Origin of the sequence: Rheinheimera pacifica (genome assembly GCF_900108485.1) — a bacterium.
In the GTDB taxonomy this organism is placed as follows: Bacteria; Pseudomonadota; Gammaproteobacteria; order Enterobacterales; family Alteromonadaceae; genus Alishewanella; species Alishewanella pacifica.
The window spans coordinates 344,154-362,900 of sequence record NZ_FNXF01000002.1 but is presented as its reverse complement, the minus strand read 5'-3'; the positions used below and the strand labels follow the sequence as shown (position 1 = coordinate 362,900).

12 protein-coding genes are annotated in these 18,747 nt (G+C 49.2%); 8 read left to right on the top strand and 4 right to left on the bottom strand.

What is annotated here, in order from left to right:
* The first annotated feature begins 275 nt into the window (after nucleotides 1-275).
* Nucleotides 276-1,307, top strand: a complete 1,032-nt coding sequence (locus BLW68_RS04100; protein ID WP_092790498.1) for a LacI family DNA-binding transcriptional regulator — start codon at nucleotides 276-278, stop codon at nucleotides 1,305-1,307.
* 157 nt (nucleotides 1,308-1,464) lie between these two features.
* On the opposite strand, the gene pgmB is transcribed toward BLW68_RS04100, so the two are convergent.
* Nucleotides 1,465-2,112 carry a beta-phosphoglucomutase gene (gene pgmB / locus BLW68_RS04095; protein WP_092790496.1) on the bottom strand — a complete coding sequence of 216 codons (648 nt, stop codon included), beginning with the start codon at nucleotides 2,110-2,112 and terminating at the stop codon, nucleotides 1,465-1,467.
* Nucleotides 2,109-4,445 (bottom strand): glycoside hydrolase family 65 protein, encoded by a 2,337-nt coding sequence (locus BLW68_RS04090; RefSeq protein WP_092790494.1) that lies wholly within the window; start codon nucleotides 4,443-4,445, stop codon nucleotides 2,109-2,111. The genes pgmB and BLW68_RS04090 overlap by 4 nt, the downstream gene beginning before the upstream one ends.
* A gap of 167 nt (nucleotides 4,446-4,612) precedes the next feature.
* Here BLW68_RS04090 and BLW68_RS04085 point away from each other — a divergent pair, with 167 nt between their 5' ends.
* The 4 genes from BLW68_RS04085 to BLW68_RS04070 all read left to right on the top strand — a co-directional run bounded on the left by BLW68_RS04085 (nucleotide 4,613) and on the right by BLW68_RS04070 (nucleotide 9,490).
* Nucleotides 4,613-5,839: an MFS transporter gene (locus BLW68_RS04085; protein ID WP_092790492.1), complete on the top strand. Its 1,227-nt coding sequence runs from the start codon at nucleotides 4,613-4,615 to the stop codon at nucleotides 5,837-5,839.
* A 99-nt stretch (nucleotides 5,840-5,938) separates the two neighbouring features.
* Nucleotides 5,939-7,303, top strand: coding sequence for an MFS transporter (locus BLW68_RS04080; RefSeq protein WP_092790490.1), 1,365 nt, complete (start codon nucleotides 5,939-5,941; stop codon nucleotides 7,301-7,303).
* Nucleotides 7,304-7,324: 21 nt separating this feature from the next.
* A complete protein-coding gene (gene ssb, locus BLW68_RS04075; RefSeq protein WP_092790488.1) occupies nucleotides 7,325-7,939 on the top strand; it encodes a single-stranded DNA-binding protein in 615 nt (204 codons plus the stop codon).
* A 210-nt stretch (nucleotides 7,940-8,149) separates the two neighbouring features.
* On the top strand, nucleotides 8,150-9,490 hold the full coding sequence (locus BLW68_RS04070) for a sugar porter family MFS transporter (protein WP_092790486.1): 1,341 nt from the start codon (nucleotides 8,150-8,152) through the stop codon (nucleotides 9,488-9,490).
* A 34-nt stretch (nucleotides 9,491-9,524) separates the two neighbouring features.
* Here BLW68_RS04070 and BLW68_RS04065 read toward each other — a convergent pair whose 3' ends face one another.
* Together BLW68_RS04065 and BLW68_RS04060 are read right to left on the bottom strand one after the other, a co-directional pair.
* Nucleotides 9,525-10,745, bottom strand: a complete 1,221-nt coding sequence (locus tag BLW68_RS04065; protein ID WP_177172151.1) for an ROK family transcriptional regulator — start codon at nucleotides 10,743-10,745, stop codon at nucleotides 9,525-9,527.
* 152 nt (nucleotides 10,746-10,897) lie between these two features.
* Nucleotides 10,898-11,833, bottom strand: a complete 936-nt coding sequence (locus tag BLW68_RS04060) for a carbohydrate kinase family protein (RefSeq protein WP_177172150.1) — start codon at nucleotides 11,831-11,833, stop codon at nucleotides 10,898-10,900.
* A gap of 540 nt (nucleotides 11,834-12,373) precedes the next feature.
* Between BLW68_RS04060 and BLW68_RS04055 the strand changes: the two genes are divergently transcribed.
* The 3 genes from BLW68_RS04055 to BLW68_RS04045 are packed head-to-tail and all read left to right on the top strand — an operon-like array spanning nucleotide 12,374 to nucleotide 18,735.
* Entirely contained in the window at nucleotides 12,374-15,334 is a 2,961-nt protein-coding gene (locus BLW68_RS04055; RefSeq protein WP_092790479.1) for a SusC/RagA family TonB-linked outer membrane protein, read from the top strand.
* A gap of 26 nt (nucleotides 15,335-15,360) precedes the next feature.
* Nucleotides 15,361-17,082, top strand: coding sequence for a RagB/SusD family nutrient uptake outer membrane protein (locus BLW68_RS04050; RefSeq protein WP_092790477.1), 1,722 nt, complete (start codon nucleotides 15,361-15,363; stop codon nucleotides 17,080-17,082).
* Between the two features lie 57 nt (nucleotides 17,083-17,139).
* The gene (locus BLW68_RS04045) at nucleotides 17,140-18,735 is read left to right on the top strand and encodes a glycoside hydrolase family 32 protein (protein WP_092790674.1); all 1,596 of its coding nucleotides are present in this window, start codon (nucleotides 17,140-17,142) and stop codon (nucleotides 18,733-18,735) included.
* Nucleotides 18,736-18,747: the final 12 nt, after the last annotated feature.

Below are 18,747 nucleotides of genomic sequence, written 5' to 3'. Positions count from 1 at the left end.
TTCTCCTGCTATCCTGTCGATGATTACACTGGCTGATTTTTGATCGCTTTTTAGGCGGTGCTTTAGTCGGTATAGTGCCGTGCGGATTTAAACATAGGCTATATTGCAATCGATTGCAATATGCTGAATGATGTTTTTGCATACGATTGCAAAGGAAATTTATCGGTTAAAAACATAAAATATGCCAGCAGTTGGCCGGTAGCGTTGCGACACCACGCTGCTTAAGGCATTATTGATGGCACAACAGGACATAGCTGTAAAACCAGGTAGGTAAAGTGACCATTAAACCGGCAAAAACCATGACCTTATCTGACATTGCCCGGCTGGCCGGGGTGTCGGAGTCTACCGCGTCGCGCGCCCTGCGCGATAATCCGGTAATTAACGCGCAAACGCGGCAGAAAGTGCAGCAAATTGCCGCTGATCATCAGTTTAAGGTAAATGCCACTGCACGCAGCCTGCGTACGCAAAAAAGCCATACTATCGCCGTCATTATTCTGTTTGACGCCAAAACCCAGCAGGCCATTACTGACCCGTTTCTGCTGGATATTCTGGGCGTCATTGCCGATGAGTTAACGCGGCAGGGCTACGATATGCTGCTAAGCACCAGCAAAACCACTGATAAAGACTGGCGTAGTTACTACTTTGATTCAAAACGGGCCGATGGCCTGATAGTTATCGGCCAGGGCGAGCATGACGAGCGGGTAGAGCAACTCAGCGACGCCGGTGTGCCCTTTGTGGTGTGGGGCGCTGCCACCGGCACAGAGCGTTTTCCGGTAATTGGCAGTGATAACCGTCAGGGCGCACAGCTGGCCGTAACACATTTGCTGGCACAGGGCTGTAAGCGTATCGCCTTTTTAGGTGATATCCGCCATACCGAAATTGAAATGCGTTATCTGGGGTATCAGGATGCGTTGCAAGCAGCCGGTATTAAACCGGAGGCTAAACTGCAGCTAAACACCGATTTTACTGCACAGGCCGGTTATTTACAGACACAGCAGGCGCTGTTTGGCGAACTTGGCAGCCTGGACGGTATTTTTGCTGCCAGCGATGCTATTGCCATGGGTGCAATGAAAGCACTGCTGGAGCGAGGCATTAAGGTGCCGCAGCAACTGGCACTGGTGGGTTTTGATGATATTGCTATGTCGGCCTACTGCACACCGTCGCTGACCACAGTAAAACAGGACACCCATGCTGGCGGTAAATTGCTGGTAGCGCAACTGCTGAGCCGGATTAATGGCGGCAAGGCCGCATCACAGCTGCTGCCGGTAAAGCTAATAGAACGCCAGTCCAGCTTGCGAAAAGAGTAGTTGCACGTAAAGCCGTCTGGTTAGGTTAAACTTTGCCGTGGCTTGCGTTACCATTGCCGTCGGGCTCGCCACAGCAACTCCTTCGCGCTGACGCGCTCAGTCAGACACTCTGTGTCGCCCCGTCAGCAATGCTAACCGCCACTATTTAAGATGTTGCTTATAGCTCAGTTATGTCGTTAAGCTTGAGCGCCTGTACTGTCGGATACACCTTTAGCGCCCCGTTTAACACCCTGGCATCACCAATACCTATCGCTTTCATACCGGCGCGGTTAATCGCTTCAATACCGGCCAGTGCATCTTCGACACCTATGCAGTGCTCAGGCGCCACACCCAAGCCGTTGGCGGCGAGTAAAAACACTTCCGGATCGGGTTTGCTGTTTATTACCTGATTGGCATCGGCAATATAGTCAAACTGCGCCGCTATACCTAAACGCTCAACCACAAAGGCGGCGTTTTTGCTGGCTGAAGCCAGACCGATTTTAATACCGCTCTGCCGCAGTTCAGCAAACAACTGCTGCACGCCGGGGTACAGGTCGGCTGTTGTCATATGGTCAATCAGCTCAAGATAATGCGCGTTTTTTTGCTGCATCAGCCGAGCTTCTTCAGCTTCGCTTAGCGTTAAGCCGCCCTTTTGCAAAATCCAGCGCAGCGAGCCCAAACGGTCAACGCCTTTTAGCTGCTCGTTGTCGTGTTCGGTAAAGGCAATACCCAGCTCATCGGCCAATGCCTTCCAGGCATGAAAATGGTAAATGGCGGTGTCGGTAAGTACGCCATCCAAATCAAAAATTACCGCGCGGCAGCTCATACTGATACTCCAATCGCTTTACTTACGGTTTGGCCGCTGGTTAGCGCTACAGCCTGGCTTGCGTGAAACAGTGTTAACGGTTCGCCACTTAGCAGCTGATAACTGGCCTGCTGGCTGTCAGCACTAAACTGCAGCACCCGGCCGCGGTAACTTAAACGGAAACTTAAGCGAGGTAACTGTGCAGGCAGCTGCGGCTTAAAATGCAGGGCATCGGGGCGCGAACGCATGCCGGCAAAGCCCATCACCAGCGACATCCAGCTGCCGGCCATACAGGCGATATGCACACCAAATTCGGTATTAGCATGGTGGTTATCCAGATCCATCCGCGCGCTGTCGCCAAAAAACTCATGCGCTCTTGTGGTGTCGCCGGTTTCGGCAAACAGAATGCTGTGAATACAGCTGGATAAGCTGGAGTCATGCGTGGTTAGCGGTTCGTAGTAGGCCAGATCGCGCTGCTTTTGTGCCGGTGGTACTGCATCATCCAACAGCAACAGTGCCAGCACCACATCGGCCTGTTTTAACACCTGATGGCGGTAGATCACCAGTGGGTGATAGTGCAGCAGCAGCGGGTACTTATCGGCTGGTGTATTGGCAAAATCCCACGGCTGGCGGCTTAAGAAATTATCATCCTGCGGGTGCACCTGCAGCTGTTCATCGAACGCCAGATACATGGTATCGGCAGCCTGTTGCCACTGTTGTATTTCTTCGTCGGTTACCGCCAACTGCTGTAACAGTGGGCTCTGCTCTGCTTGCAGTTTTTCTGTTATTTGCAGCGTAAAACGCAGCTGCAATTGCACCATGGCGTTGGTGTAAAAGTTATTGTTGACCAACGCCGAGTATTCATCCGGCCCGGTGACCATATGAATTTCAAACTTGCCGCTGCGTGCAGAGAAAAAGCCCAGTTGCAGCCACAATCGTGCAGTTTCAACCAACATCTCTGCGCCCATCTGCTGCATAAAGGCCCAGTCGTCAGTGGCCAGATAGTAACTACGGATAGCGTAGGCAATAGCCGCATTAATATGATACTGCGCCGTGCCGGCCGGGAAATACGCTGAGCATTCTTCGCCGCCAATAGTACGCCACGGGTACAGCGCGCCGTGGCTGTGTGACATCTGTCTTGCGCGCTCACGCGCCGCGCCTAGCTGGCTGTAGCGCTGGCTCAGTAACTGGCGGGCAATGTCCGGCTGGGTCAGGCTCATTACCGGCACCACGTAAATTTCAGTGTCCCAGAAATAATGGCCGTCATAGCCCGGGCCGGTTAAACCCTTAGCGGCAATATTACTCTGGCCGTTACGGCCGGCAGATTGCGCCAGGCTAAACAGGTTAAAACGGATGGCTTGCTGCAGGGCAATATCGCCATCTATGGTTACGTCTGCCTGCTGCCAGAATTGCTGCCACCACTGTTGATGCTCGCTGAGCAAGGCCGCAAAGCCTTGCTGCTGCGCGTTGCTCAGCAATTGCAGTGCCTGTTGCGCCAGGCTGTTGCTATCGTCAACATTGGTGCTGTGGCAGTAGATCACCAGTTTATGCAGCCTTTGTGTTTCGCCTTGCTGCAGTTGCAGAGCAAAGTGCTGGGTTAGTTTATTACTCTGGCTGTCGTCCTGTGACAGCAAAGTGGCATTGGCTGGCAGCACATGGCTTGTTGCTGCCGCGACAATAAAATCAGCGCCTTTGGCCCGGTGCAGCATCAGGCTGTGTTCGACTTCGAATTGCTGGCTAAGCAGGGTTAAGCTGTCAGCGATGGCCATTTCGCCAACGCGCGGATCGTCTTTTTTATAAAAACCCGGATAAGCGGCATCCAGGGCGCTGCTCAGTTTAATCTGGCCGGAGAAATTCAGCGCGGTAATACTTAGCTCAATGGCCATTACATGCGGGTTGGCCTGCGACACAAAACGCCGGCTGGCGATACGTAGCTGTTTACCGCTTTGGCTTTGCCATTCACTGTGCCGGCTAAGTACGCCCTGCTGCAAATCCAGTGTGCGGCTATGGCTGCCGGCTTTGTCAGCACTAAAGGTTTCGCCGTCTACGCTCAGTTGCAGCACTTTGCCATTGGCTACCTGCAGCATTTTATGGTTATGTTTGGCAAAGCCATAAGCCGATTCACCGTAATGAATTGGCTCACTGCTGTACACGCCGTTTAAATAGGTGCCTTCGCAACTGGCAACGCCAGCCGGAGCAGCTTCCTCCAGCGTGCCGCGTGTGCCGATATAGCCATTAGCCAGGCTAAGTAAAGTCTCATGCAGCAGCAGGTGTTGTGGCTGATAGCGGCTGTCGGTTAAAGCCCAGGGCTCGGTGGTAAGGGGCCGCACGGCAGCATGGGGATGTAACGACATTGGGCATACCTGATTTAATTGCAGTCAATAAGCTTAATATACAGTTTTTGCAATCGATTGCAATATGCAATAAAAGCGTTGTATAGTGCAAAATGTCAGCAAACAGACTGGCAACAGGGTAAAACAACTATAGCTGTGTCACACAGCATAAAAATGAGAACCAGACCATGGCCACTTTGCGTATCCGCTTGTCGCTACTGCTAACCTATTTTGTATTTGCCATCCTGCTAAACAGCGTTGGCACTGTTATTCTGCAGGTGATCCACACTTATCAAATCACAAAAGAAGCCGCCAGTGTGCTGGAGGGTTTTAAAGATATTCCTATTGCCGTGGTGTCTTTTATTATTGCTTCTTACCTGCCGCGGCTGGGCTATAAAACCGCCCTGCAAATTGCGCTGACGCTGGTTACGCTGGCTTGCATTATGATGCCGCTGATCCCGGCATTCTGGACCACCAAGTTGTTGTTTCTTACCGTTGGCGCCAGTTTTGCGCTGGTAAAGGTATCGGTGTACGCCAGTATCGGCGTGGTTACCAACACCAAAGCTGAGCATGCATCTTTGCTGAATTTTATTGAAGGCGGTTTTATGCTTGGCGTATTGTCGGGCTACTGGTTGTTTTCGGCTTTTATGGACCCTGCTGCACCAGAGTCTGGCAGTTGGCTGCAGGTGTATTGGCTACTGGCGCTACTTTGTCTAGCCAATCTGGCACTGCTTAGCAGCACGCCTTTTCCAAAACTGGAGTTGCCACCGGCCCAGCCATTAAAGCAGGATTTTATCGCCATGCTGCAGCTGGTGTATAAACCGCTGGTGTTCGTGTTTGTGCTATCGGCGTTTTTATATGTGCTGATAGAGCAAGGTATTGGCAGCTGGTTGCCAACGTTTAACAATGAAGTGTTGAAGCTGCCAAACCAGCTTAGCGTGCAGTTAACCAGCATTTTTGCTGCCAGCCTGGCACTGGGGCGTATTCTCGCTGGCGTAGTGCTGAAAAAGCTGTCCTGGTATGTGCTGTTAAACAGCTGTTTGCTGGCTATGGCACTGCTAATACTGCTGACTCTGCCATTAACCCGCGATATTCAGCACAATGCCGGGGTTGGCTTATTTACTGCGCCGCTGGCGGCCTATTTGTTTCCGCTGATTGGCCTGTTTATGGCACCGATTTATCCGGTAATTAACTCGGTAATATTAAGCGCGCTGCCCAAGGCGAGGCATGCCGCTATGACCGGCCTTATTGTGGTGTTTTCCGCCCTGGGTGGTACCACTGGCTCTATGGTTACCGGCTATACCTTTGCCAACTTTGACGGCCAGACGGCATTTTACCTTTGCCTGTTGCCGCTAAGCCTGCTGCTGTTGTCCGTGGGGTTATTTCATCGTCAGAGTAAACAGGTTGTGGCCTGATTTGTCGCATCTTACCGGCAAACCGGGCTGAAATCCGCTTAAAGCGCGCGGGTTCTGTGCTACACTGGCGCGCTTATTTGGGCGGTTAACTCATACCTGATGCATCAACTGAATTCTTTAGAAAAACGTGCAGCTATGGCGCTGGCGCTGGTGTTTTCCAGCCGGATGCTGGGCCTGTTTATGCTGCTGCCGGTATTTGCACTGTATGGCAGCGAGCTGGACGGTTTTTCGCCGTTATGGGTAGGCCTGGCTATTGGTGCTTATGGCTTAACCCAAGCCATTTTGCAAATTCCGCTTGGTTGGTTGTCTGATCGTATCGGCCGCCACAAAGTGATGCTGGGCGGGCTTACTCTGTTTGCCGTGGGCTCAGTGGTGGCCGCGCTGGCCGATTCTGTTTACATGGTTACGTTCGGCCGTATTTTGCAGGGCGCCGGTGCTATTGCCGGTGCCATACTGGCACTGGCTGCCGATCTAACCCGCGAAGAGCAGCGGCCTAAAGTAATGGCGATAATTGGCGCCAGTATCGGTTTAAGTTTTGCTGTGGCAATGGTACTGGGGCCTTTACTGGCAAAGTGGGCCGGGTTAAGTGGCGTATTCTGGTTTACTGCTGTGTTGGCTTGTGGCGCTATGCTGGTGGTGGCATTGTTACTGCCCAAAAGTGTTAACAAAGCACCGATGGCAGAAACGCTGGCGCTGCCGCAAAGTTTGGGGGCTATGCTTAAACACCGCCAACTGCTGCAGTTGGATCTGGGCGTATTACTGCTACATTTAATGCTGACGGCAATGTTTGTCGCACTGCCGGCACTGTTGCAAAACTACGGCCTGGTATCGGTAAAACACTGGCAGTTTTATTTGCCGGTGTTGCTGGGCTCTTTTGTGCTGATGATCCCAATGATGATTATTGCCATGCGCAAAGCCCAGGAAAAAGGCTTCTTTTTACTGGCCATAGCATTGCTGATCAGCGCTATGCTGCTGGCATTGCTGGTACCCGGTTTTACTGCGCTGACTTTGGCTTTACTGCTGTTTTTTATTGGCTTTAACTTTTTAGAAGCCAGCCTGCCAGCGTTGGTGTCACGCATTGCACCGGCAGGCCAACGTGGCAGTGCTATGGGTATTTATTCCAGTAGCCAGTTTTTTGGTGCATTTTTAGGCGGTGTAACCGGTGGTACACTGGTACAGCACTTCGGTTACCAAGCATTGTTTGCCGCATTGGCGGTTATTGGTTTAATATGGCTGTTAGTTGCCAGCACCCTTCAGCTTCCTCCACGCGCCCAGCGTTTGTCTCTGGCCGTGTCGTTAACCAGCGAACAGCAAGCCAGTGCACTGGCAGCGCAGCTGACCACACTGAATGGGGTGCAGGAAGTTACAATGGTTCTGGCAGAGCAGCGCTGTTATCTGAAAGTCAGTTCAGCACAGTTTGATCACACAGCAGCGCAGGCTGTTATTACAGCCGCCGGGGCTTAAACATTTTTTAGGAGAATTCGCATGGCGCGTGGCATTAATAAAGTTATTCTGATTGGTAACCTGGGTACTGACCCGGAAGTGCGCTATATGCCGCAAGGCGGCGCAGTGGCGAATTTAACGGTAGCAACCTCAGAGAGCTGGACCGACAAAGCCACTAACGAGAAAAAAGAGCAAACCGAATGGCACCGTGTAGTGATTTACCAGCGTTTAGCCGAAATTGCCGGTGAATACCTGCGTAAAGGCAGCAAAGTGTATATTGAAGGTAAGCTGAAAACCCGTAAATGGCAGGATAAAGACGGTGTAGAGCGTTACACCACCGAAATTATTGCCAACGAGCTGCAAATGTTGGATGGCCGCGGTGATGGCCAGCAACAAGGCGGTGGTATGGGCGGCGGCCAGCAAGGTGGCTACCAGAAACCCGCTCAGCCACAAGGCGGTTACCAGCAAGTGGCACCGCAGGCTGCACCGGCTTATCAGGCTCCACAGCAAGGTGGTTATCAGCAGGCTGCACCACAACAAGGTGGCTATCAACAACGCCCAGCCCAGCCACAAGGCGGTTACCAGCAGCCGGCACAGCCGCAACAACGTGCACCAATGGAACCGCCAATTGATTTTGACGACGATATTCCGTTCTAGCCACCTATATTTAAAACGGTAAATTCAAATCCTCTGAAGCCTCACATCTGTGGGGCTTTTTTGTTGGTGCCATTCATACTCACTCCCTGGCAATGCTGATAACGCCGGCTAAGGCTCTGCACCAAATTAGAGATTCTGCTTGACAATCTGCACCGATTTTATTCTACTCAGACGCAATAACTAAAACAGTGTTATTTAATCGGGGGAGTAATGAAGACTATTTTTTTATGGGCGATAACTGTGGCGCTGGCCGGATTTTTATTCGGTTTTGACACCGCAGTTATCTCCGGAGCCGATCTGCCAATCCAGCAGCTTTGGCAAACAGATCCGCTATTTCACGGCATGTTTATTATGTCATCGGCATTGTGGGGCACGGTCATTGGCGCGCTTTTTGGTAGTGTGCCGTGCGACCGGTTTGGTCGTAAGGCTACCCTTATTGCTATCGGTATTTTATATATTTTGTCGGCGCTGGGCTCGGCGTTGGCAGCAGATCCTTATACGTTTTCATTTATGCGGTTTATCGGTGGCTTAGGCGTTGGCATTTCGTCGATTGCAGTGCCGGCGTATATCGCTGAAATAGCACCGGCTAAACATCGTGGGCGCCTGGTTGCGATGTACCAGTTCCAGATTGTGTTCGGTATCTTAGTCGCATTTTTCAGCAACTACTTGTTATCAGGTATTTCAGCTGAGGATTGGCGCTGGATGTTGGGCGTTGAAGTTATTCCCGCTATGGTCTTTTTGTTTCTGGTGTTTAAGGTGTCGGAAAGCCCTCGTTGGCTGATCCTGCATAAAAGAGATGAAGCGGCAGCCAGAGTGGTATTTAACCAGCTGCAAGAGAAAGATGTAGATAGCATAGTGTCTGATATCAAGCGCACCCGGCCGACAGGAAAAAAATCCAGTTTGTTCTCAACCCGCTATCGCTTCCCGGTAATGTTGGCATTTTTTGTTGCTTTCTTTAATCAACTATCGGGGATTAATTTTATTATTTATTTTGCACCGCGCATTTTTTCGCTGGCTGGCCTCGATAGTGACTCCGCATTGCTTTCGTCAGCGGGCGTGGGGATTGTGAACCTGATCTTCACCATGTTGGGTTTGTATTTGATTGATAGAGCCGGCAGACGTTTGCTGATGCTGATAGGTTCAGTTGGCTATATTGTTTCGTTAAGTGTGGTTGCCTATGCCTTTTATGCTGGCATAGGGGGTATGGCTGTGGTGTTTTTTGTGTTTTTGTTTATTGCTTCGCACGCCATTGGTCAGGGCGCGGTGATCTGGGTGTTTATATCTGAAGTCTTTCCTAATGCGGTTCGTGCGAAAGGCCAGTCTCTCGGTGCCAGCACACACTGGGTATTTGCGGCATTAATTGCTTTACTGATGCCGTTTTTCTTAAGTGTATTTACACCCGCCACCATTTTTATCTTCTTTGCTTTTATGATGGTACTGCAGCTGGTTTTTGTGCTGTTTGTTATGCCTGAAACAAAGGGGCGTACGCTGGAGTCTATCTCGGAAGAGGTCCAGACAGAACATCCTGAGGCTATTGTATTAACGAAGTAAAACCAGACAGCATGGCGTACCATTCACCATGCTGTTATTTCTGTTGCAACCTGTCCGGCACGCCGCCTTTCAACAGTACAGTGCGGTCTGGTGCGAAATGCGAATAAAGCGGCAAAATAGCACCACCAATGGCGATCGCATCTTCACCCAGGCTGCCTTTTTCGATCTGTGGCACGAACAAATTTGACGTTGGCATCGCTGCCAAGCGTCTTTTGATCATGCTGATAAGCTCAATTAATAAGAACGCTGGCAGTTGGGAGTCAATAACAACTTTTTCCAAATCCAGGAAACTGACACAAGACATAATGCAGAATACGACGCCTTCTGCGCAGTCCTGCATCCAGTCATGCACCAGTGCCCGGTTATCATCAATAATATCGGCAAGATCGGCAATATTATCGATATTAACCTGATGAAACTGCAGGTGTCTGAGCAGTGTTGCTATCGAAGCCCGGTTAACTAAAGTATCCCAGCCTGAGGTGTTGCTTTGGCTGTCCAGCCTGGATTGCGGCACAGGTAAGGTTGCCAGATTGGCGGCGTTACTATGCACCCCTCTTTCCAGATTGCCATTGAGTATCAGACCGCCGCCGACAAAGGTATCTATGTATATGTAGAGGAAATTGTTTGCCGCTTTTATCTGGCCAAAGTACAGCTCAGCCGCCGCGGCCGCTGAGCAGTCATTTTCAAAGAATATGCTGTAAGGCAGGCGTTGTTCCAATTCATTGGCGAAGTCAATATCAACCCACTGCTGAGCGATGTCAGGTGCCATTTCATGCTGTGCGGCCCAATTGCCTAAAAACCAGGGCATCGCAATACCGACACCAACAAAACGCTGGCGTTGTGCTGGTGATAGTTTGCCCAGCATCACTTCAATGCCGCTACTTAAGCTATCGATAAGCTGCTCTGGAGTGGGTTCTTTATAACGATGGGATGCTTTATCTATTACCTGACCGGCAAAGTCAGATAGCACATACTCAATATTTTGTCTGCCCAGCTTGATACCAACCGAAAACAGGCCATCGGCTTTAATCTGGTACAGGTTGGATGGCTGACCAATACCAACACTGCGCCGGCCGGATTTTTCCAGTAAACCTTTTTCTTCTAGCGCATCGACAATGCGGGTTAACGATTGCAGGGTTAAACCAATACTTCTGGCAAGATCCGGTTTAGATGCGACGCCAGCCTTACGCACGGCGGAAATAACCACGCGCTCATTGTACTGCCTGAGAGTTGATGAATTACTGCCTTGCCCCATAAAATTCCACATTATCTTGGTTGTACAACGGTTGAACGGCGAAACGCCATATTTGCCGTGATAATAACCAGTTAAGGCACATTTTTCTATGATGATACTACGTACCCTAACGGTACGCAGAGTTTAATTGCAGTAAATCAATCACTAATGCATCAGCAAGCCAGTTTCTGTTGAACCTCCACTTTGCTCGGCGGCATACAACCATGGCGGGACACATTGATACTCGCGGCAACAATAGCATGCTTAAGTGCAGGGCGAAGTTGTGTGTCTGACAGCAATGAGGGAGCAATAGTGTCGAGGTTCTCTGACCAGAGGTAAGATAACAGCATACTGTAAAAGGTGTCACCCGCGCCGACGGTATCGCCGAATACGTCAGGACGTATTACCGGCATCGTAATTTCTACCGCTTGGGTGCATAAAAGTGCGCCCTTATCACCTTCAGTGTAAGCAAAGAGTGCATCCGGTATCAGGGATTTAAACTTTGCCAATGCATCGCTCAGTGGCATGTCCGGATACAGTTTAATCAGGTCTTCGTCACTTGCTTTAACGTAATCGCAAAGTGGCATCAGCTGTTCAATACCGGCAATGTAGGCCGTTTTATCGGTGACAAAATCCATTCTGATATTAATGTCTATGCTGATCCTGACCCCTCTGGATTTGGCAAAAGCTAAAAGTGTTTTAACTTTTGTTAAGTCCTCAGGCTCCAATGCCAAAGAGCCGGTGTGTAATATCCGGGTTTTTTCCGGCAGGCAAGAAACCAGCAACCCGGTACTGATATCCCTGTCGGCAACGTGATGGCGGTAAATACTATAATGGGGCTGGCGCTGCGTATCTAACGTGACGATAGCCGCCGAGCTTGGTAGCGCTGAGCGATGCGGCGCACCATACTCAACGCCGTGTGTTTGCATATAGCTCAGAAAGTTGTCACCAAACCTGTCCTGTGAAATGGGCGAAAGGTATGTAACAGGCACTTCCTGTTTGGCAATGCCAATGGCAACGTTAAACGGTGATCCCCCCAGATGAGGGCAAAAATTTCCATCAGGCTGCATTAACAGATCAACAACGTTCTCTCCAAGCACCGCAATCATAGTGTTCTCCGTGTTCATTTAAGGTGCAAACGCCACCTCGTCAATAGTAATGAGCCGCGTATCTTGGCATTACCATGCTTTCTGTTATATGTCACTTATTCTGTTTTAGCTTCATAACTAAATCAATGTTATTTTTTATTTTTGGTTTGTTATTTTCAATATTTTTTGTCAAATTATTGTTTTAAAAAGAAAATTGTAGCTAGTCTCAAAGCTGGTGTCTGATTATTTCTTAATTATTGCATTTTTCTGAACTGGTCAAACTTGATTAACTAAAACTGTGTTGTATATTGGTGCGTGGATGGTCGAATAATGTGCAATATGCAAAACAGGAAAATTGACGGTTTCCAAACATGCATGTGAGAACTGCCTTTAGCTGATACTGCAAAGGGCCAATACAGCCGGATCAGACCTCCAAAAGATAATAACTAAATAGAAATCATTTCTTCATAACAGCAAACCTTGGGGCGAGGCAGAACTGATGTCGTCTGGCCCGATACAGCGATGCTGTCTCTGAAGAAAATAAAACGAGACGGGGGAACTATGAAAAAACAAACTTTTGCGTTAAGTGCACTATGCTGTGCCTTGCAAAGTGCAGGGCTGGCAGCGCAGGTGCAGCAGGACGCAGTGCCTGATGAGTTGGTTGTTCAGCAACAAGACACTGAAGCACAACAACGTGCTCTGGAGAAAAAAGAGAAAGAAATTGAAACCATAGTGGTTGTTGGCTACAGCAGTACGCGGCAGGAAGATATTACCGGTGCCGCAATCGATGTAAAAATCGCCGATGTGAAAGATTTGTCTTCTGCCAATATTATGCAGAATTTGCAGGGGCGGGTACCTGGCGTGCAGATCCTGACCAACGGTAATCCAAATTCAACCGCTCAGGTAAAAATTCGCGGCCAGGGGCTTGGACCACTGGGGTATAACGACCCGTTGTACGTGGTAGACGGGGTGCCAATGAACTCCGGTTTGCACGAGATTAACAGTAACGATATTGAATCACTTGTTGTATTGCGTGATGCCGCCAGCGCGAGTATTTACGGTGCCCGGGCAGCGAATGGCGTCATTATTATTACCACCAAGAAAGGCAGCGGTGATTCGAAATTTGAAGTGAAATTAAATACCTCAACGGAAGACTTCGAGTACGACCTTAATCCGCTAAATACCAGGCAACGTGCTGAAGTTGTCTGGCGCGCAGCCGTTAACGACAGGGCTAACCCGAATAATGTCAGCCCGTTGTATCAGTACGACTGGAACGGTGACTACGATAATCCTCAGCTTAATAATGTCATTCTGAACACTTACATTGATAGTGCGCAAACCATGCGCCCGGCCGATACCGACTGGTTTGATGAAGTGACCCGGCGTTCTACGTCAAAAGATTTAAACCTGTCTTATTCCAGCGCCAGTGATACTTCTGCGGTGTATGCCTCATTTGGGTATCTTGATCGCAATGGCGTAGTGAAAAGCTCTGAATTTACCCGCATCAGTGGCCGGGTAAATTCACATGTTGAGCTATTTGACGGCAAAGTGCGGGTAGGTGAAAACCTTACCCTGACTGATCAAAAGCAGAATCTGGTCAACGACCTGGCTGGCGGTATTCTCGGCCTGGCGATTGAACAGCAGTCTATTATACCAATCCGCACTGAAGACGGCACTGGCTGGGGCGGGCCAACTGCCGGTATCACAGACCGTGATAATCCGGTACGGCTGCTGGAAATGAACAAAGACAACACCAACAGATTTAACAAGGTGCTTGGCAATGTTTATGTGGAATATCTGCCGCTGGATGATTTAACGCTTCGCACTAATTATGGCCTGAGCTATGGCAATTTTAAGTTCCGTAATTTCACCAAGGCGTTTCAGGCCGGTAGCCTGAATTTTAATGACCGTCTTACGGTGACGGACGACTGGAACAAAACTACTGTCTGGTCAAATACCGCAGAATACAAATACTTACTGAATTATGACCATATGTTTACCCTGTTGGTGGGTAATGAAACGGTTGAGTTTGAGAGTGAGTTTTTTAGCGCTTCCGGTTCTGGCTTTGCGTCGCAAGACCGTGACTATGCCTTTTTAGAGCAGGCAACCAGCGGCATTACTGCCAACGGCTTTGCTGATGCATGGACGCTGAAATCCTACTTTACCAAACTCGATTATGACTATGACAGAAAGTATCTCGCGTCTTTTACATTGCGCCGCGATGGTTCATCCCGTTTTGGTCAGAATAATCAATGGGGTAACTTCCCTGCTGCGTCGGTAGGTTGGCGTGTTTCGGATGAGGACTTCTTTAAGTTCGACGCGATGAACCAGCTGAAATTCAGAGCCAGTTGGGGACAAAATGGTAACCAGGAAATTAATACCCGGGCGACTTCATCCATCTTTCAGTCACGTTACGCCACACAGTCACTGTTTACCAACGAACAGGATGAAGGTACCGCATACGATTTAGCAGGCAGTGATCAGGGTAATCTACCGTCTGGCTTTGCCAAAGTCAGTTCCGGTAACCCGGACTTAAAGTGGGAAACCTCGACCCAACTGAACCTGGGCGTGGATTTTGATTTCTTTGACAGTGCGTTATACGGCAGCTTTGACTGGTTCAGAAAGCGCACCGAAGATATTCTGACCACAACGCAGCCGCTGGCGACAGAGGGCGAAGGTGCGCAGATGATCGTCAACGGCGGCACCATAGAAAACACCGGTATCGAGCTGATGCTGGGTTATACCGATGAGTTTACTGTGGCCAGCCTGGGCAACTTTACGTTCGATATTACCGGCAATATTTCAACCGCAAAAAACAAGGTGATTGCGCTGCCTGACTCGGTGGTGAACTCCTTTGGCGGTAATGGCCGGGATAAAACCATTCTGGGCAAGTCGGTAAATTCGGTATTTGGTTATGTTACCGATGGCCTGTTCCAAAGTGCGGAAGAAGTTGCCGCTCATGCCCGCCAGCCTGGTGCGGCTCCTGGCCGGATACGTTATGTTGACCTTAATGGTGATGGTGTCATTAACGATCAGGATCAGGATTTCTTTACCAATACCGATCCGGATTTTATCTACGGCCTGAATTTCACGCTAACCTACGGCCGTTGGGACTTCAATATGTTCTGGCAAGGTGTGAAAGGCGGCAGTGTTCGTAACAGCTGGCGCTTGTTTACTGATTTCACCTCACTGAATATCGGCTCAAACTATGGTGACAGGACACTGAATGCCTGGACACCAGATAATACCGGCAGCAATGTGCCGGCATTAACCCTACTGGATAACAACAATGAAGCCAGAGAGTCCAGTTTTTACTGGGAGGATGGTTCATACCTGAAGCTGCGCAATCTTTCTATCGCATACAACATCGACCCGGCAATTATTGATGCAAGGGTTTACTTAAGTGCACAGAACTTACTGACGATAACGCCAAGCGGCACTTTAAGTCAGGATCCTGAGGCGCCGAACAGTGTATTCCCCATTCCAAGAACCGTGACGTTAGGTCTGTCGATGACATTCTGAGTTGATGCTTAAATAGGACATGAATTATGTATAACAAACTAAAAGCAGGTGTAATGATAGTTGCCGGTACTGTGCTGCTGACAGTGGCGGGTTGTGGCGGCGATCTTGAGCAATCACCGAAAGGCACCTTAACGGAAGAGCAAATTACCAACGGTGGCAATATAGACGGGCTGGTGACGGCCACCTACGCTTATCTTGGTAATGATCACTATACTGCGCCCAATTTTCTCTGGCCAACCGGTAACCTGCGGGCCGGTGATGCTCATAAAGGCGGCAATGGACCCGGCGATATATTTGCCTACCATGCGCTGTCGATGTATACGTCGATTATTGCGGATATGGAGTCTTATCCACCGGATTTTGTCGATCTGAACAATAAAAAATGGGTAAGAAATTACACCGCCATCTCAAGAGCTAATACCGCTTTAAAGGCGCTAGCTAATACCACAGAGGCGCAGTTTGCGAAAAAGACGATTCGTGAGGCTGAGCTGAGGTTTTTACGCGCTTTCTTTTATTTCGATCTGAAGATACACCACAAACATATTCCTTATGTTGATGAAACCATGTCATCAGAGCAGATTAAAGCGCAGACGAACTTTGATTTAACCGATCAGCAATTGTGGGACAAAATCGCCGCAGATTTCCAGTTTGCCGCCGACAACTTGCCACTGACACAGAGTGAAATTGGCCGGGCCAATCAGTTAAGTGCCAAAGCCTATCTGGCGAAAACGAAGTTGTATCAGGCTTATGAGCAAAATGATGTGCATCAGGTCGTCAACATTGATCTGGAGAAACTACAAACGGTGGTCGATCTGGTGGATGATATTGAAGACGCCGGTGTCTATGGTTTGCAGGATGACTTCGGACAAAACTTTCTGCACCGTTTTGAAAACAGCAAAGAGTCGGTGTTTGCGATCCAGCGCTCACGCAATGACGGTTCGCCGGATGGCCGTGGTTCTTGGCCCACAGCATTAAATGCGCCTTTGCAGGGCGGCTTTGGCTGCTGTGGTTTTCATGTGCCGACAGAGAATTTTGTTAACGCATTTAAAACCGATGCTCAGGGCTTACCACAGTTTGATAGCTTTAACAGCAGCAATTATGTACTGGCACAGGACGCGGTTGACCCCAGGTTAGACCACACTGTTGCCATGCAAGGTAAGCCGTTTAAATATGACAGCGAGCTGATGATTGAAAATGGTAATGCCTGGGCACGGGCGCCGGCGGTTTACGGCAATTTCATTTCGATGAAAGAGCTGGAGCATCCGGATTGTGAATGTCGTATACAAAACGGGCCCTTCCCGGTGTTTTCGATGAATACGGTGTTGATCCGTTTTGCCGATGTGTTGCTGTGGAAAGCAGAGGCGCTGATCGAATTAAATCGTCTGGATGAAGCCTTGCAAATCATCAACCGGTTACGCAGCCGGGCTATGAATAGCACAGCAATGCTAAATAATGCCAGTATTTACAATGTCGGACTTTACACTGCATTTACGTCACAAGAGCAAGCCCGCCGCGCACTACGTATGGAGCGACGGTTAGAACTTGGCCTGGAAGGACACCGTTTCTTTGACCTGGTGCGCTGGGGCGTAGCAAAACAGACATTAGATACTTATCTTGAAGTTGAACGCACCCGTAAGCCTTATTTACAGGAAGCCTTATTCACCGCCGGGCGCGACGAGTATCTGCCGATCCCACAGCAACAAATCAATTTAAGCGGTGGTTTATACAAGCAACTACCCGGCTATTAATTGTATGGCAGCAGCTGAACTCAGATGCTGCCGTCTGTTAAAAAGGAATACAGTAAAATGAGAAAAACAGTTTTAGCTTTATGCTTAGCAGTGAGTAGCACTATGGTACCCAATGCCCTGGCGGTAGACGATTTATATCAGGAACCACACCGGCCGCAATTCCATTTCAGCCCAGAGCAGCAATGGATGAATGATCCCAATGGCATGGTGTATCTGGATGGTGAATATCACCTGTTTTATCAGTATAACCCGTACAGTAATATCTGGGGGCCTATGCACTGGGGGCATGCTATCAGTAAAGATTTAGTGCAGTGGGAGCAGCAACCCATAGCGTTGTATCCGGATCAACATGGCACCATCTTTTCAGGCAGTGCAGTAGTAGATTGGAACAATACCTCTGATTTTGGTAGCAAAGACAAGCCAGCTATGGTGGCCATTTACACCTATCATGATCATTTGCAGGAAAACTTCGGTTCAGACACCTTCCAGTCGCAGGGTATTGCATACAGTTTAGATAACGGCAGAACCTGGACTAAGTATGATGCTAACCCTGTGCTGAAAAGTCCTGATATCAGGGATTTTCGCGACCCTAAAGTGAGCTGGCACGAAGATTCTGAGCGCTGGGTGATGTCACTTGCAGTAAAAGATAAAATCAGCTTCTACACGTCAACGGACTTAAAAAACTGGCAGCATACCGGCGATTTTGGCCAGGGCATTGGTGCGCACGGCGGTGTATGGGAATGTCCTGATCTGATTAAGATGCGGGTTAATGGCAGTGACGAAGAAAAGTATGTGTTACTGGTCAGTATTAACCCGGGAGGCCCGAATGGTGGCTCGGGTACACAGTATTTTGTCGGTGACTTTGACGGTAAAACCTTTAAGCTTGATCCGGCATTTAACCAACAGCTTATGGCGGCGGAACAAAGTTCGCCTTCCAAACAACCAGCAGTTTGGCTGGATTACGGTACCGACAACTATGCCGGTGTAACCTGGTCTGATGTACCGAAACAAGATGGCCGGCATTTATTTATCGGTTGGATGAGCAACTGGCAATATGCCAATAACGTACCGACCCAACGTTGGCGCAGTGCTATGACTATTGCCCGGCAGCTGGAATTAGAAAAGCGGGGTAATAGTTATATAGTCAGCTCGCAACCGGTAGCTAGTCTGTCGTCGCTGGCGACGGATACTAAAGTTGTGCGCAATAGCAACGTAAAAGGCGGTAAACCCGTTGAATTAGTTAAGCTAACCAAATCCGCAGAGTTAGGCGAGCATATCAAGCTTAAGCTGGATTTAAAGCAGTCCAAGCTGGTCGAGCTGTCATTTGAAAATGCAAAGCACAGCCTGAAACTAAAAGTAGACGCCGTAGCGGGACAATTGATTTTAGACAGAACTAACGCAGGCATTGCCGATTTTGAAAGCGGCTTTGCCTCTGTGCAGCGGGCGCCATTAGAGATTAAAGCTGGCGTCGTGCAGTTAGAGATATTTCTGGATACCTCTTCTATAGAAGTGTTTGCCGACAATGGCCGCACGGTTATGACCAGTGTGGTATTTCCTGACGTACCCTATAGTCAGCTTAAACTCAGTACTGACAGTGCTGTTAACATTCAGCAGCTCTCTATAACGCAACTCAGGTCAATATGGCAAAAATAGCCATACAGTGTT